The following is a 15,061-nucleotide window of genomic DNA, read 5'->3' as shown; positions in this document are numbered from 1 at the left end:
CGCTCAGCCCCGCGCGTCCGGATCGATGCGCTCGACCACCCGGAACCGCTCGGCGACGATCATCGTCCCGTCGTCCACCGTGAACTCCGGGTCGCCGAGCGCGTCGCGCATCTCCTCGCTGTGCCAGAACCGCTCGTGGCCCTCCCGCCACTCGGCGACCGACGCATAGCCCTCGCCCTCGTCCAGCGCGTGCTGGAGGTCCACGTCCGCCAGCGGAAGCACCCGTACCTCGGTCACTTCGAGTACGGCGATCTCCCGGCCGTCCGAGTCGATCAGGGCGGACCGCTCACCGACCGGCGGCAGCTCCTCCTGCTCGATCTCGTACTCCACGAGCAGTCCGGAGGTGGACACCTTCCGCCCGTCCAGGACCGCGGCGACCAACTGGTCGCGCAGCGGCCCCGGGAAGGCGAGCAGGAAGGGCTTGAGCGCTTCACGGTTCGGCATGGGCGCCAGTCTGGCACCGGGCCCCTCCCCGGCGCACGGCACATCTGACGGAACGGTGACGGCCCGCCGCCGCCCCTGGCGCCCGGCCGCCCGGGGTGCTCGAATCGTCGGGTGAACAGTTCCCCACCCGATGACGGCCCGGACGGCGTCGGCGCCCCCGTGGGCCGCCGCCTGGTCCTGGGCATGCTGGGCCTCGGCGCCGCCGGACTCGTCGCCGCGCCCGTGCTGCAGCGCACCCTGGAATCGGGCCTCGGCGCGGTCGCGGGCAAGGACCCCACGGGGCTCACCGGGCTTCTGCCGGGCGGCGGCGGATTCCGCTACTACTCCGTGGCCTCCTCCGTACCGGCCAAGGGCGCCGCGGACTACCGGCTCGAGGTCGACGGGCTGGTCGACCGCCCGGCCACGTACACGCTGGACGCGCTGCGCGGGATGCGGCAGACCCGGATCGTCCGGGACGTGCAGTGCGTCACCGGCTGGCGGGTCCCGGAAACCGCCTTCGAGGGCGTGCGGCTGTCCGCCCTGCTCGACGCGGCCGGGGTGCGGCCCGGGGCGAAGGCCGTCCGTTTCACCTGCTTCGACGGGACCTACAGCGAGAGCCTGACCCTCGGCCAGGCCCGCCGCGCCGACGTGCTCGTGGCGCTGCGGATGAACGACGAGCCGGTGTCCCACGCGCACGGCGGGCCGGTGCGGCTCTACGTGGCCCCGATGTACTTCTACAAGTCGGCGAAATGGCTTTCCGGGATCACCGTCACGGACTCCGTACGCCCCGGTTACTGGGAGAAGCTCGGTTATGACGTCGACGCCTGGGTCGGCCGGTCCAACGGCCGCGACGACGCCCCCACCGTCTGAACCGGCGGGCCGGGTCCACCGGTTCGCCCGCCCGGTGCGCCTGGTGCACCGGGCCACCGCCGCGCTGATGCTGCTGTGCGTGGCCTCGGCCGGCTGCCTGTACGTGCCGCAGCTCGCCGAACTCGTCGGGCGCCGCCACCTCGTTGTCACCGTGCACGAGTGGTCCGGGCTGCTCATCCCCGTACCGCTGCTCGCGGGCCTCGCGGCACGGCCGCTGCGGGCCGACCTGCGGAGGCTCAACCGGTTCGGGCCGCACGACCGGACGTGGCTGCGGGCGGCCCTGCGGCGCGACCGGCGACCAGGTGCACGGCCCGCCGGGAAGTTCAACGCCGGGCAGAAGCTCTACGCGGCGTGGATCGCCGGGGCGGTGCTGGTCATGGCGGGCACCGGGCTGCTGATGTGGTTCACCGGGTTCGCCCCGCTGGTGTGGCGCACCGCCGCGACCTTCGTCCACGACTGGCTGGCCCTCGCGGCCGGGCTGGTGCTGGCCGGTCACATCGCCATGGCGTACGCCGACCCGGAGGCACGCCGCGGCATGCGCTCCGGGTCGGTGGGCCGGGAGTGGGCCCGCCGCGAGCACCCGCTGTGGGCACCCGACGGGCGGGACCGGCTAGAGGATCAGTGACAGCAGCAGGATGAAGACCAGCGAGGCCACGGAGATGATGGTCTCCATCACCGACCAGGTCTTCACCGTCTGGCCCACGTCCATGCCGAAGTACTCCTTCACCAGCCAGAACCCGGCGTCGTTGACATGGCTGAAGAAGAGCGAGCCCGCGCCCACGGCCAGGACCAGCAGGGCCGCGTGCGAGGTCGACATGTCGGCCGCGAGCGGGGCGACCAGGCCGGCCGCCGAGATCGTCGCCACGGTCGCCGAGCCGGTCGCCAGGCGGATCGCGACCGCGATCAGCCAGCCGAGCAGCAGGGCGGGGATCGACCAGTCCTCGGAGAAGTCCAGGATCATCTGGCCCACGCCCGCGTCGATCAGCGTCTGCTTGAAGCCGCCGCCCGCGCCCACGATGAGCAGCACACCGGCGATCGGGGCGAGGGACTTCTCCACGGTGGTGGAGAGCCGCGCCCTGGTGAAGCCGGCCGCCCGGCCCAGCGTGAACATCCCGACGATCACGGCCGCCAGCAGCGCGATCAGCGGCGAGCCGATCACATCGGTGACCTTCTGGAGCCCCTGCTCCGGATCGTCCACCACGATGTCCACCAGCGCCTTGATCAGCATCAGCACGACGGGCAGCAGGATCGTGGCGAGGGTGGCGCCGAAGCCGGGGCGGCGCTCCAGGTCCTCGGAGGGGCGCTGCGGGATCATCTTCTCCGGCGCCTTGATGTCCACCCAGCGGGCGGCGTAACGCGAGAAGACCGGTCCGGCCAGGATCACCGTCGGGATCGCGACGACCACGCCGAGGGCCAGGGTGACGCCGAGGTTGGCGTCCAGCGCGTCGATCGCGACCAGCGGGCCGGGGTGCGGCGGGATGAGGCCGTGCATCACGGACAGACCGGCCAGGGCCGGGATGCCGATGCGCATCAGGGAGTAGTTGCCGCGCTTGGCGACGAGCAGCACGACCGGGATCAGCAGGACGATCCCGACCTCGAAGAACAGCGGCAGGCCGATGATCGACGCGATGAGGACCATCGCCCACGGCATGGCCCGCTTGCTCGTCCGCGCCAGGATCGTGTCCACGATCTGGTCGGCGCCGCCGGAGTCCGCGAGCAGCTTGCCCAGGATCGCGCCGAGCGCGATCAGGACGCCGACGCCCGCGACGGTCGAGCCGAGGCCCGCGGTGAAGCTCGCTATCGTCTTCGCCGGCGCGGCACCGGCGAACGAGCCGAGCGCCAGCGAGCCGATGGTGAGCGCGAGGAACGCGTGCATCTTGAACTTGGTGATGAGCAGGACGATGACGGCGATGCCCGCCAGGACGGCGATGCCCAACTGCGCGTTGCCGGCCGAGGTGATCGGTTCGACGGCGTCCGCTGCCAGCGTCTCGACGCTGAGACTGGTCACGGTGGTGGTCCTTAGCTGTCGAGCCGGCGCAACGCGGCGACGGCTCGCTGGGTGATTTCTTCGGGGGTGCCGGAGACGTCCACGGCGACGCCGGCCTCGTCGTCCTCCAGCGGCTGGAGGGTGGCGAACTGGGAGTCGAGGAGCGCGGTCGGCATGAAGTGGCCCTTGCGGCCCGCCATCCGCTCCTCGATCAGGGACCGGTCACCGGTCAGGTGGAGGAAGACCGCGCCCGGGGCCTCGGCGCGCAGCCGGTCCCGGTAGGCGCGCTTGAGCGCGGAGCTGCTGACGACCCCGCCGAGCCCCGCCCGGCCGTGCGCCCACTGCCCGATCGCGTCGAGCCAGGGCCACCGGTCCGCGTCGTCCAGCGGAGTGCCGGCCGACATCTTGGCGATGTTCGCGGGGGGATGGAAGTCGTCGCCCTCGGCGTACGGAACGCCCAGTGCGTCGGCGAGCAGGGGACCGATCGTGGTCTTGCCGGTCCCTGCCACGCCCATCACCACGACGACGTGGGGGGTGCTCATAGCGGTGCCTCGCTGTCTCTTCGATGTCTTCCTCGACATCGGTCCGTCGCGCCACTGAAACCTATACGTACGACTTATTCAAGAGGGTGTGACATAAACGTCGTACTTAATGGGCTGGAGGGCGGCCCCGTACCCTGGGTCCATGACCACACCTGCCCAGGGGCTCCACACGCATGTCCTGGACACCCTGGGCCTGGAGATCGCCGCCGGGGAGCACCCGCCCGGCCAGGTGCTGCGCACCGACGAGCTCGCCCAGCGCTTCGACGTCTCGCGCACGGTGGTCCGCGAGGTGATCCGGGTCCTGGAGTCCATGCACCTGGTCGAGTCCCGCCGCCGCGTCGGCGTGACCGTACGCCCGGCCGAGGCGTGGAACGTGTACGACCCCCAGGTCATCCGGTGGCGGCTGGCCGGTGCCGACCGCCCCCGCCAGCTGCGCTCCCTCACCGTCCTGCGCTCCGCGATCGAGCCGGTCGCCGCCTCGCTCGCCGCCCGCCACGCCACCCCGGAGCAGTGCGCCGAGCTGACCGAGCGCGCCCTCGGCATGGTCGCCACCTCGCGCGGCCAGCAGCTGGAGGGGTACCTCGAACACGACATCGCCTTCCACCGCATCGTCCTCAACGCCTCCGGCAACGAGATGTTCGCGCGCCTGGGCGACGTGGTCGCCGAGGTCCTCGCGGGCCGCACGCACCACCAGGTGATGTTCGAGGACCCCGACCCGGCGGCCGTCACCCTGCACGTGCGCCTCGCCGAGGCCGTACGCGCCGGGGACGCGGCCGGGGCCGAGCGCCTGACGAAGGAGATCGCCGTCGGCGCCCTCCACGAGCTGGACGTTCTCGCGCCCTGAGACCGCCCGCCGCCCGGCACCGCGTACCGTTGCCCGTGATCGATCCCGGCCCCGAGCCGGGAGCACCGGTCTCAGCGAAGAGTCGGGAAAAGGGAGTCCACGGGAATGCCGCAGCACGTACAAGGGGTCATCGCGCCGGGGAAGAACGAACCGGTCCGCGTCGAGACGATCGTCATTCCGGACCCCGGACCCGGTGAGGCCGTGGTCAAGGTCCAGGCGTGCGGCGTCTGCCACACCGACCTGCACTACAAGCAGGGCGGCATCAACGACGAGTTCCCCTTCCTCCTCGGCCACGAGGCCGCGGGCGTCGTGGAGTCCGTCGGCGAGGGCGTCACCGACGTCGCGCCGGGCGACTTCGTGATCCTCAACTGGCGCGCGGTGTGCGGCCAGTGCCGTGCCTGTCTGCGCGGCCGCCCCTGGTACTGCTTCGACACCCACAACGCCGAGCAGAAGATGACCCTCCTCGACGGCACCGAGCTGTCCCCGGCCCTGGGCATCGGCGCCTTCGCGGAGAAGACCCTCGTCGCCGCGGGCCAGTGCACCAAGGTCGACCCGGAGGTGTCCCCGGCCGTCGCCGGGCTCCTCGGCTGCGGGGTCATGGCGGGCATCGGCGCCGCCATCAACACCGGCCAGGTCGGCCGCGGCGACTCGGTCGCCGTCATCGGCTGCGGCGGGGTGGGCGACGCCGCGATCGCGGGCGCCCGGCTGGCCGGCGCGGCCCGGATCATCGCCGTGGACATCGACGACCGCAAGCTGGAGACGGCGAAGTCGATGGGTGCCACGCACACCGTCAACTCCCGCTCCACCGACCCCGTCGAGGCCATCCGCGAGCTGACCGGCGGCAATGGCGCCGACGTCGTCATCGAGGCCGTCGGCCGCCCGGAGACGTACAAGCAGGCGTTCTACGCCCGCGACCTGGCCGGGACCGTCGTCCTCGTCGGCGTCCCCACCCCCGAGATGCAGCTCGAACTCCCGCTGCTCGACGTCTTCGGCCGCGGCGGCTCGCTCAAGTCCTCCTGGTACGGGGACTGCCTGCCGTCCCGCGACTTCCCGATGCTGGTCGACCTCCACCAGCAGGGCCGGCTCGACCTCGCCGCGTTCGTCACCGAGACCATCGGCCTCGGCGACATCGAGCAGGCGTTCGGCCGGATGCACGACGGCGACGTGCTGCGCTCGGTGGTGGTGTTCTGATGGCCGCCCGCATCGACCACCTCGTCACCTCCGGCACCTTCGCCCTCGACGGCGGCGAGTGGGACGTCGACAACAACGTCTGGATCGTCGGCGACGACTCCGAGGCCGTCGTCATCGACGCCGCCCACGACGCCGCCGCCATCGAGGACGCCCTCGGCGGCCGCACGCTGCGCGCCATCATCTGCACCCACGCGCACAACGACCACATCGACGCCGCCCCGGCCCTCGCCGACGCCACCGGGGCGCCGGTCCTCCTCCACCCGGACGACCTGCCGCTGTGGAAGCAGACCCACCCGGACCGGGCCCCCGACGGCGAACTGGCCGACGGCCAGGAGATCACCGTCGCCGGGACCACGCTGACCGTCCTGCACACCCCGGGTCACGCCCCCGGCGCGGTCTGCCTGTACGCCCCCGGCCTGGCCACGGTCTTCACCGGCGACACCCTCTTCCAGGGCGGCCCCGGCGCCACCGGCCGGTCCTTCTCGTCGTTCCCGGTGATCGTGGACTCCATCCGGGACCGGCTGCTCACCCTGGACCCGGCGACCGAGGTGCGCACCGGCCACGGCGACTCCACCACCATCGGCGCGGAGGCCCCGCACCTGGACGAGTGGATCGCGAGGGGTCACTAGGGCCTGTCCGGCCACGCGGAGAGCCGCAGCCCGCTCTCGAAGCGGCGCGGCTCTCCCGTGACCGGGTCGGTGAACCGCAGCATCCGGGCGAGCAGTTGCAGCGGGCGCGAGAAGTCGCCGGGGGCGGCGTCCGGCTCGGTCACCGGATAGACCGGGTCGTTGACCAGCGGCAGCCCCAGGCTGTTCATGTGCACCCGCAGCTGGTGCGTGCGCCCGGTGGCGGGCAGCAGCCGGTAACGGCCGAGCCCGTCCCGGTGGTCCAGCAGCTCGATCCGGCTCTCGCTGTTCGGCTCGCCGGGCTCCTCGCGCGCCGCGAGCACCCCGCGCTCCTTCACGATGCGGCTGCGCACCGTACGCGGCAGCACCAGCTCCGGATCGTACGAGGCCACCGCCTCGTACTCCTTGCGCACCAGCCGATCCCGGAACAGCGTCTGGTACGCCCCGCGCTCCCCGGGCCGGACCACGAACAGCACGAGACCCGCCGTCAGCCGGTCGAGCCGGTGCGCGGGCTGCAGCTCCGGCAGGTCCAGGTCACGGCGGAGCCGGGCCACCGCCGTCTCCGTGATGTGCCGGCCACGCGGCATCGTCGCCAGGAAGTGCGGCTTGTCCGCGACGACCAGATGCGCGTCGCGGTACACCACCCCCACCGGAAACGGCACCGGCTCCTCCGGCGCGAAGTCCCGGTGGAACCACAGATAGCGCCCCGCCGTGTACGGCTCGTCGCCGGTGACCGGCCCCTCCGTGGCGACGAACCGTCCGCCCGCGAGCAGCGCCGCCACCCGCTCCGCGCCGATCGCCCCGGCGAACCGGTCGAGGAGATGGTCCCGGACCGTGGCCCACCGCCCGTCCGGGTCGGCCGGGAGCCGCACCCGGACCGGATCGACCCCGTCGCGCTGGGGCAGCGGCGACGCGGGCGGCTTCGCCCGGCCCCTCACCGGGGGCCCCGGCCCGGCACGGAAAAGCTGATGGTTCTCATGGTGCCCGGCATCCTTTCATGGAGCCGGGGGCCTGGCCGCCCCCGACCGGCGACGTACGCTGCCCGAACTCCACCGACTGAGCCGACGACTGGGAGCCCCGGTGTGACGACACAACCCTTCTTGTACGTCGTGGTCTGCGCAGCCGGCATCGCGGGCGACGCCCCCAAGCTGATCACCGCCGCGCAGAACAAGGGCTGGGACGTCGGGGTCATAGCCACACCCCAAGGGCTCGGCTTCCTCGACACGGAAGCGATCGAGACGCAAACGGGCTACCCGATCCGCTCGGCCTGGCGCAGTCCCGGCGACCCGCGTCCCCTCCCGCCCGCCGACGCCATCGCCGTCGCGCCCGCCACCTTCAACACGATCAACAAATGGACGGCCGGCATCGCCGACACCCTGGCCCTCGGCATCCTGTGCGAGGCGTACGGGATGGGCATCCCGACCGCCGTCCTCCCGTACGTGAACACGGCTATGGCTGCCCACCCGGCCTACGGCCGGAGTCTGGACCAGCTCCGGGAGATGGGCGTGATGATCGGCTCCTACGAGCCCCACCGGCCGAAGACCGGCGGTGGAGTGGACCGCTTCCGGTGGGAGGAGGCACTGAAACTTTTGGAGGGCAAGATTGCCGACCGCCCCGGAAGGTGATCGCCCTTCGGCCCGTCGGAGCGAAGGGATGGCAACCGCAGCAGGCTTCTTGCCAGCCGCAAGGTCAAATCAACCGCAACGAACCTTGGCGTGGGTGGCGTTGTGGCGGCGCTTCCACCTCTTGGGGCGACGACCGGAACGACACTCCCGCACGGGCCCACCGGCACTGCCACTGCTTGAGAGTCCTCTCCAGAGTCGGCCCCTCCAGGGGCGCACCGCCCTCGTCACAGGCGGGGCCACCGGCATCGGCGCCGAGATCGGACGGGCGCTCGCGGCCGCAGGAGCAACCGTGGCGGTCAACCACCTCGGCCAAGACCCCGACGCCCACGCCCTCCTTGCCGCCTTCGAACGCGCGGGCAGCCCGGGGATCGCGGTCAACGCAGACCTGACCGATCCGGGCTCCGTTCGGACCATGGCCGACCTCGTCCGCGCCGAGATCGGACCCGTCGACATCCTGGTGAACAACGCCGGTTCCTACCCCCGCGTCGCCTGGCAGGACACCGACGAGACCGCCTGGGACTACTCCCTCGACGTGAACCTCACCGCCCACTACCGCACCTGCCACGCATTCACCCCTGGCATGATCGAACGCCGCTGGGGCCGGATCGTGAACATCGGCAGCGTCAACGCCCGCGCCGGCCGGACGAACCTCGTCGCATACAGCACCGCGAAGGCCGGGCTGCTGGGACTGACCCGCTCCCTCGCCCGGGAACTGGGTCCGTTCGGGATCTGCGTCAACACCGTCATGCCCGGCGCCATCCAGGTAGAGGCCGAGAACGCCCTCCCCGCCCGGCACCGTGCACGGCCGGAGGACCAGATCAAGCGCCAGTGCGTCCCGCGCCGTGGCCGCCCCGAGGACGTCGCCGCCCTGGTGGCGTTTCTCGTAGGCCCCTCCGCCTCGTTCATTACGGGGCAGTCCGTCCACGTCGATGGTGGCTGGCTGCTCCACTGAGAACGTCAACAAGCAAGGAGACCCAACGAAATGATCGAACGAGTCCGTGCCGTCCTCGTCACCCGCGACCGCACGATGCTGGTCATCCGCCGCACCAGGCCCGGCATCCCCGAGTACTGGGTCCTGCCCGGCGGCGGCGTCGAGCCCACCGATGAGTCACGCGAGGCCGCCCTCCACCGCGAGATCCACGAGGAGATCGCGGGAAAGGCCGACATCATCCGTCTGCTCCACACGATGGAGTCCGACGACGAGCGTCAGCTCTTCTACCTCGCCCGCATCGCGACCTGGTCCTTCGACGACCGCACCGGTCCCGAGTTCAGCGCCGAGGGCCGCGGTGAATATGCGCTGGAGGAGATCCCGCTGACCCTGGAGGGCCTCGACGGTATCGACCTCAAGCCCGAGGACATCGTCCACGTCCTACGGGGAGCCATCAGCACCGGAAGCCTCGGAGTCGGGGTATCTCTCTGAACCTTCGGGCGCGTCAGCACACCATCCGGGCCGACTCCGAGGCGAGTCGGCCCGGATGGCGTCGCTACGTGTTGTTCGCTCGGCGCTCAGGACGCCGGGAACGTCACCTTCTGCGGGCCGCAGCCGATCCGTTCCGCCTCCGCCGCCGCGTACGCCGGGAGCAGGTCGTGGGTGAACGTGAAGCGGCTGCCCTTGCCCGCCGGGCGCAGCTGTTCCAGGACGAACATCACCTGGCCCGTCTGGCAGACCGCCCGGTACACCGCGCGGTTCCCGCCCACCTTTCCGTAACCCCGGGTCCCCTTCACGGGCGCACCCGAGTGCAGCGCGTCCGACGAGTAGATCTCGGCCAGCACCGGGTCGGTGACCGTCGTCAGCCGGACGGCCGTCTCGTCGGAGTCGTAGCCCGCTTCGCAGATCCGGGCCGGGCCGCCCTCGCCGCTGACGCGGGTCTCCCGCAGGTCCTTCCGGTACGCCGCGGGCAGGGTGAGGCCCTTGATCCCGCAGAACGTGGACGTCCGGGTGTCGTCCCACTCGACCGGCGGGTGCATGTCGCGCGGTTGCCGGTACGTGCCGGAGCAGCCGAAGTCGTCGATGACGCCGTTGGCCGCGTCGATCAGCGCCCCGGTCAGGGCCGCCCGGTCCCGCAGGGTGTACTCGGACGACACCTCGAAGCCCGACCGGCCCATGCCGATGTCCACCACCGTGGGCCCGGTGAAGTCGTCGCGCCCGGTGCACGCCTGCGGCAGTGCGATCCAGGCGCGCGAGGACGATGCCATGCCGGGCAGTCCCTCGCCGAGCGGCACCATGCCCGAGGACAGAAACTCGCCCGGCCAGTCCTGCGAGTCGGTGCCCCGCAGCCCGTCGAGGCGGCGCACGTTCACCGTCACCTGGCGGCGGGCCCGGTCGTCCTCGTAGCTCGTGATGCGGCACTGTCCGTACGAACCGCCGTCGCCCATCGGGTCGTTGTGCAGCGACTGCTCCTCGACCTCGGTCCGGCGGTCCCCGAACAGGCCGTCCATGGACCCGGAACCGAGCGAGTCCCAGCAGGGGGAGGGCCCGAGCAGCGGAAGGGTGTCCGTGCGCCAGGCGACCGTGCCCGCGCCCAGCAGGGCCCCGGCCAACGCGGCGGCGGTCGCGGCCCGCACGGTGCGGCTGCGCAGCAGACGGCGCAGCAGCGGGGGCCGGGCGGTTTCCGGGGCGACCTGGGTTTCCGTGTCCGTCACGGCGTTCTCCTCGCTCACGCGTCCTCACCGCTTCCGCACCCGATGCGCTTGCCGACCGACTCGACGAAGCGGTGGAACACCTGCTGGTCGGAGGGGCGGCCCCGGTCCTGGAGACCGGCCTCCACATGCCCGTAGAACACCGTCCGCCGTCCGTCGCAGCTGCGGCGCACCAGGCCCTGCTCCGCGCCCTCCGGCATGCCCTCGAACAGGGCCGTCAGACGGCTCCCGTTCGCCATCACGTACTGCGCGGACGGCTCATCGGGCATCCGCGGCTGCTTCCACACCACCGAGCACGTCTGGAGCCGGTCGGTGACCGCGCCCACCTGCTGCCGGTAGCGCGAGCCCTCGCCGTAGTCGAAGGTGACGCCCGGTATCCGGCAGAGCGGTGACGCGGCGGACTCCTCGTCCTCGGCCACCGTCACCATCGGGGAGCTGCTGCGCAGCGGGTGCGCGGGTGCGCATCCGGCCTTGTCCATACCGGTGTTGGCGGCGGCGAGCAGCATCCGGGCCACCTCGGTGCGCGTGGCGATCGTGAACGGCATGGGGACCTTGCCGAGATGGCCGTCGCCCGTGCTCTCGCTGCGGATCGTGACCACGGACGGCGCACCGTCCTTGTCGCAGGACGACGGCAGCATCAGCATGCCCCGGTCCCCTCCCACCAGGCCGTCGAGCCCGTCCGGCAGCGGCGACGCGGAGCCGTGGAAGAAGTGCGCCAGCCAGGCCCGCCGCTCCTTCGCACCCGCGGGCACCGGGCCGTAGTCCAGGGTCACCGACTCCTCGAAGGTCAGCGGCTCGTCCGAGTCGTCGTCCTCGACCGAGGAGGTGACGGACACCGTACAGGTGCCGTGCGGCCGGGCCGCCGAGGGCGCGGCCGACTCGGTGGAGCCGCGCTCGGAGCCGGACTTCTCCAGCGCCTCGTCACCGAGGAAGGACGGGCCGCTGTTCTGCTCCCACGCGCCCCAGCAGTAACTGTCCCGGAACGGCCCGCTGTCCGTCGCCCACAGCACGGTGCCCGTCGCCAGCACCGCCCCGGCCACCACCCCGGCGATGACCGAGGCCCGGCGCCTGCCGATGCCCATCACATTCCCCCTTGTGAAGCGGTAAAGATCGCGCAAAGTGCCGATGCTACGACGTCACCGCTCGCCCCGGGGGAGGGGGGCGCGGGCCCAACTCGGCACAGAACGCACCCGGTTGCCGATTCCGTACGGCACCGGGCCCGGCACCTTCCCGGGCGGGCCCGATTCCGTACGGCACCGGGCCCGCCCGGACGTCTCAGCCCAGCGCCGAGAACACGAAGGAGAACTCCGCCGGTGCCGCGTCCAGCCGGTACGCGGGCAGCACGCCCGGCCCGCACGACCCCGAGCCGATGCCCTGCACCGCGTGGTCCAGGCCGACATGGACCCGGTCCCCGGCCACCAGATCCGTCAGGTGCTCCGCCGCGTCCAGCTCCTCGGCCGTCCAGCGCCGCGCCGTGAACGAGAACGGTGCCCCGCCCTCCGCGCGCAGCCCGCCGCCGCCCGCCCCGGCCACCTCCACCCAGCGCACACCGGCCCGGGCCCCGTTCTCCTGCGGGCGGACGTACGGGGTCTGCAGCTCGTCCACACCCCTGGCCCACTGGCCCAGCATCGCGGCCGCCCGGGTGTCCGGATACGCCTCGCCCGGACCGCCGCCGAACCACCGCACCGCGTCGTAAGCGGAGGGCAGCGCGAACCGCACCCCGAGCCGGGGCAGCGGCACCCGCCAGTCGCCTTCCGGCGCCACCGACACCGTCAGCCCGAGCCGGTCCCCGTCGGCCGTCCACCGGTAGACCGTCCGCAGCGCCACGTCCCGGGCGGCCGGGGCCACCCGGGTGCGCACGGTCAGCGCGTCCGAGCCCGCCTCCACCGCGTCCAGGCGGTGGCGCATCCGGTGCAGCCCCCACTCCCGCCAGCGCAGCCCGTACCGCTCCTCCGGCTGCCACGCCGCCCCGTTGTCGTTGTCGGTGGGCGCCCGCCACACGTCGAGGCGCAGCCCCTCCACCGGGACGTCCCCGACACGCAGGAGCGCCCCGGTCGCCGCGTCGAAGACACCCGGGCCGAGCGAGACCGTCGAGCCGGAGGCGCGCGGGCACGCCCCGGTGGGCGGGGGAGGGGCGGCCGGGGCGTCCGTCCCGCTCTGGCCCCAGGCGACCAGGTGGCCGCGTCCGGCCCAGCCCGTCGCCCCGGCGAGGACCGCCCGCAGCGTCCACAGCCCGTCCCCGGCGGGCGCGTCGGGCGCCACGTCGGCCGAGGCGCCGGGGGCGAGCGGGGGCACGGCGACGGTCCCCGAGCCGACGAGGACGCCGTCCGCCTCGTGCGACCAGCGGAACTCCAGGTGGTCGAGCCCGGTGAAGTCGTAGCCGTTGGTCACGGTGAACGTGCCGGGGGCGGCGCCCGGGGCGATGCGCACCGGCTCGACGACCTTCTTGTACTCGGCGAGGCCCGGGGACGGCGTGCGGTCCGGGAAGAGCAGCCCGTCGCACACGAAGTTCCCGTCGTGCAGCTCCTCGCCGAAGTCGCCCCCGTACGCGAAGCCCAGCTCCGGGTGGGCGATGCCGTGGTCGATCCACTCCCAGACGAAGCCGCCCTGACAGCGCTCGTACCGCTCGAACAGCCGCTGGTACTCGCTCAGTCCGCCCGGTCCGTTGCCCATGGCGTGCCCGTACTCGCACAGTACGAACGGCATCGCGCGGCGCCGCGCGTCCAGCTCCGGATCGGTCAACGGCTCCTCGGCGCGCCGTCCGATGAGCTCCACCTCGGCGTGCGAGGCGTACATCCGCGAGTACAGGTCGACGTCCGCGCACGACGGATCGCCCTCGTAGTGCAGCGGGCGGTCCGGGTCGCGCTCCCGCATCCACCGGGCCATCGCGCCCAGACCGGCGCCCGTGCCGCACTCGTTGCCCAGCGACCAGACGATCACCGACGGGTGGTTCTTGTCCCGCTCGACCATCCGGGCCGCCCGGTCGAGCAGCGCGGGCGTCCAGCGCTCGTCGTCCACCGGGTTGTTCCGCCAGTCCACCTCCCCGAAGCCGTGGGTTTCCAGGTCGCACTCGTCGATCACCCAGAGGCCCAGCTCGTCGCAGAGGTCCAGGAAGGCGGGGTGCGGCGGATAGTGGCTGGTGCGCACGGCGTTGACGTTGTGCCGCTTCATCAGGACCAGATCGCGCCGCATGGTCTCCGCGTCGACCGTCCGGCCCGTCTCCGGGTGGAACTCGTGCCGGTTCACGCCCCGGAACAGCAGCCGACGGCCGTTGACCGTGAGGACGCCGTCCGCCACGGCGACCGTGCGGAAGCCGATGCGCAGCGGGACGCGCTCGCCGGGCGTCACCAGCTCCCCGTCGTACAGCCGGGGCGTCTCGGCGGTCCACGGCTCGACCGGCAGCGTCACCGTCTCGCCCGCCGCGATGTCGAGCCCGAGCCCGGGCACCAGGACCCGCCCCCGCGCGCCCTCGCAGTCCACGCGCAGGGTCCCCGCGCCGGTGCGGTGGTCGTAGCCGGCGTGCACGAAGAAGTCGTCGGGCGCCCCCGCCGGGCGGTGCAGCAGCGTCACGTCCCGGAAGATCCCGGGCAGCCACCACTGGTCCTGGTCCTCCAGATAGCTCCCGGACGACCAGGCGTGCACCCGCACCGCGAGGACGTTGGCGCCCGGCCGCAGCAGCTCGCCCACGGCGAACTCGTGCGGCAGCCGCGAGCCCTTGAAGTCGCCCACCTCCACCCCGTTCAGCCACACCCGGGCGGCGGACTCCACCCCGTCGAACCGCAGCACGCTCCCGCCGTCGCCCGGCCAGTCGGAGGGCAGCTCGAAGGCCCGCAGATGGTCGCCGGTCGGATTCTCCGACGGCACCCTCGGCGGATCGACCGGGAAGGGATAGACGACATTCGTGTACGCGGGTGCCCCGCCCGCGCCCTGAAGCACCCAGTGCCCCGGCACGGCGACCGTCGCCCAGTCCGAGGCGTCGAATTCCGGCCGTACGAACGAGGTGTCCGCACTGTCCGCGCGCGGCGATAGGCGGAAGGCCCAGCGGCCGTTCAGCGACAGCCGGCGGGCGTCGGACGCCGGGTACCAGGAACGCGGCGGCAGACAGCCGGTGCCGGGCGAGGGACTCTCGTACCAGGTGAGCGGGTCGGTGTCGGTGCGGCTCATGCGTCTCCTCGGTCGGCGGGACCCTCCGCGATCACGCTAATGAGCGAAGAACCGGTTCACCATGGGGCGTTCGGCGAGATGATCGGGTTCATCCGTCCGAACCCTGACCTTCGCACCCGCCGCTGTGTCACCATGACGCCCCGGAGCCG

The 15,061-nt window shown here is 72.5% G+C and carries 15 protein-coding genes; 8 read left to right on the top strand and 7 right to left on the bottom strand.

Going from position 1 to position 15,061, the window contains the following annotated elements; all coding sequences use genetic code 11:
- Positions 1–3 precede the first annotated feature (3 nt).
- Entirely contained in the window at positions 4–444 is a 441-nt protein-coding gene (locus AB0L33_RS29750) for an ASCH domain-containing protein (RefSeq protein ID WP_365686370.1), read from the bottom strand.
- 183 nt (positions 445–627) lie between these two features.
- On the opposite strand from AB0L33_RS29750, the gene AB0L33_RS29745 reads away from it, so the two are divergent.
- Together AB0L33_RS29745 and AB0L33_RS29740 are read left to right on the top strand one after the other, a co-directional pair.
- Positions 628–1,293: a molybdopterin-dependent oxidoreductase gene (locus AB0L33_RS29745; protein ID WP_365686460.1), complete on the top strand. Its 666-nt coding sequence runs from the start codon at positions 628–630 to the stop codon at positions 1,291–1,293.
- Positions 1,235–1,918, top strand: coding sequence for a cytochrome b/b6 domain-containing protein (locus AB0L33_RS29740; protein ID WP_365686368.1), 684 nt, complete (start codon positions 1,235–1,237; stop codon positions 1,916–1,918). Before AB0L33_RS29745 ends, AB0L33_RS29740 begins: the two co-directional genes overlap by 59 nt.
- On the opposite strand, the gene AB0L33_RS29735 is transcribed toward AB0L33_RS29740, so the two are convergent.
- Both AB0L33_RS29735 and AB0L33_RS29730 read right to left on the bottom strand, forming a co-directional pair.
- Positions 1,904–3,301 carry a gluconate:H+ symporter gene (locus AB0L33_RS29735; RefSeq protein ID WP_365686366.1) on the bottom strand — a complete coding sequence of 466 codons (1,398 nt, stop codon included), beginning with the start codon at positions 3,299–3,301 and terminating at the stop codon, positions 1,904–1,906. The genes AB0L33_RS29740 and AB0L33_RS29735 overlap by 15 nt on opposite strands.
- Positions 3,302–3,312: 11 nt before the next feature.
- Complete coding sequence (locus AB0L33_RS29730; RefSeq protein WP_365686364.1) at positions 3,313–3,822, bottom strand: gluconokinase; 510 nt, start codon at positions 3,820–3,822, stop codon at positions 3,313–3,315.
- A 142-nt stretch (positions 3,823–3,964) separates the two neighbouring features.
- Here AB0L33_RS29730 and AB0L33_RS29725 point away from each other — a divergent pair, with 142 nt between their 5' ends.
- The 3 genes from AB0L33_RS29725 to AB0L33_RS29715 all read left to right on the top strand — a co-directional run bounded on the left by AB0L33_RS29725 (position 3,965) and on the right by AB0L33_RS29715 (position 6,486).
- A complete protein-coding gene (locus AB0L33_RS29725; protein WP_365686362.1) occupies positions 3,965–4,666 on the top strand; it encodes a FadR/GntR family transcriptional regulator in 702 nt (233 codons plus the stop codon).
- A gap of 105 nt (positions 4,667–4,771) precedes the next feature.
- Entirely contained in the window at positions 4,772–5,857 is a 1,086-nt protein-coding gene (locus tag AB0L33_RS29720; protein ID WP_365686360.1) for an S-(hydroxymethyl)mycothiol dehydrogenase, read from the top strand.
- Positions 5,857–6,486: an MBL fold metallo-hydrolase gene (locus AB0L33_RS29715; protein ID WP_365686359.1), complete on the top strand. Its 630-nt coding sequence runs from the start codon at positions 5,857–5,859 to the stop codon at positions 6,484–6,486. Before AB0L33_RS29720 ends, AB0L33_RS29715 begins: the two co-directional genes overlap by 1 nt.
- Here AB0L33_RS29715 and AB0L33_RS29710 read toward each other — a convergent pair.
- Positions 6,483–7,421 (bottom strand): pseudouridine synthase, encoded by a 939-nt coding sequence (locus tag AB0L33_RS29710; protein ID WP_365686357.1) that lies wholly within the window; start codon positions 7,419–7,421, stop codon positions 6,483–6,485. The two genes, AB0L33_RS29715 and AB0L33_RS29710, sit on opposite strands and share 4 nt — an antisense overlap.
- Positions 7,422–7,565: 144 nt before the next feature.
- Between AB0L33_RS29710 and AB0L33_RS29705 the strand changes: the two genes are divergently transcribed.
- The 3 genes from AB0L33_RS29705 to AB0L33_RS29695 all read left to right on the top strand — a co-directional run bounded on the left by AB0L33_RS29705 (position 7,566) and on the right by AB0L33_RS29695 (position 9,528).
- Entirely contained in the window at positions 7,566–8,108 is a 543-nt protein-coding gene (locus tag AB0L33_RS29705; RefSeq protein WP_365686356.1) for a flavoprotein, read from the top strand.
- Between the two features lie 121 nt (positions 8,109–8,229).
- Complete coding sequence (gene fabG, locus AB0L33_RS29700; RefSeq protein ID WP_365686458.1) at positions 8,230–9,060, top strand: 3-oxoacyl-ACP reductase FabG; 831 nt, start codon at positions 8,230–8,232, stop codon at positions 9,058–9,060.
- 30 nt (positions 9,061–9,090) lie between these two features.
- Complete coding sequence (locus AB0L33_RS29695) at positions 9,091–9,528, top strand: NUDIX domain-containing protein (RefSeq protein WP_365686355.1); 438 nt, start codon at positions 9,091–9,093, stop codon at positions 9,526–9,528.
- A gap of 86 nt (positions 9,529–9,614) precedes the next feature.
- Here the strand turns inward: AB0L33_RS29695 and AB0L33_RS29690 are convergent, their stop codons facing one another.
- From AB0L33_RS29690 to AB0L33_RS29680, 3 genes are all read right to left on the bottom strand, one after another.
- Positions 9,615–10,751: a hypothetical protein gene (locus AB0L33_RS29690; protein WP_365686353.1), complete on the bottom strand. Its 1,137-nt coding sequence runs from the start codon at positions 10,749–10,751 to the stop codon at positions 9,615–9,617.
- Between the two features lie 14 nt (positions 10,752–10,765).
- Complete coding sequence (locus tag AB0L33_RS29685) at positions 10,766–11,830, bottom strand: hypothetical protein (protein ID WP_365686351.1); 1,065 nt, start codon at positions 11,828–11,830, stop codon at positions 10,766–10,768.
- A gap of 193 nt (positions 11,831–12,023) precedes the next feature.
- Entirely contained in the window at positions 12,024–14,912 is a 2,889-nt protein-coding gene (locus AB0L33_RS29680; RefSeq protein WP_365686349.1) for a glycoside hydrolase family 2 TIM barrel-domain containing protein, read from the bottom strand.
- Positions 14,913–15,061: the final 149 nt, after the last annotated feature.

The organism is Streptomyces sp. NPDC052299 (genome assembly GCF_040679335.1).
Lineage (GTDB): Bacteria > Actinomycetota > Actinomycetes > Streptomycetales > Streptomycetaceae > Streptomyces.
The sequence above is the reverse complement of the archived record's forward strand: the minus strand, read 5'-3'. Positions and strand labels throughout refer to the sequence as shown.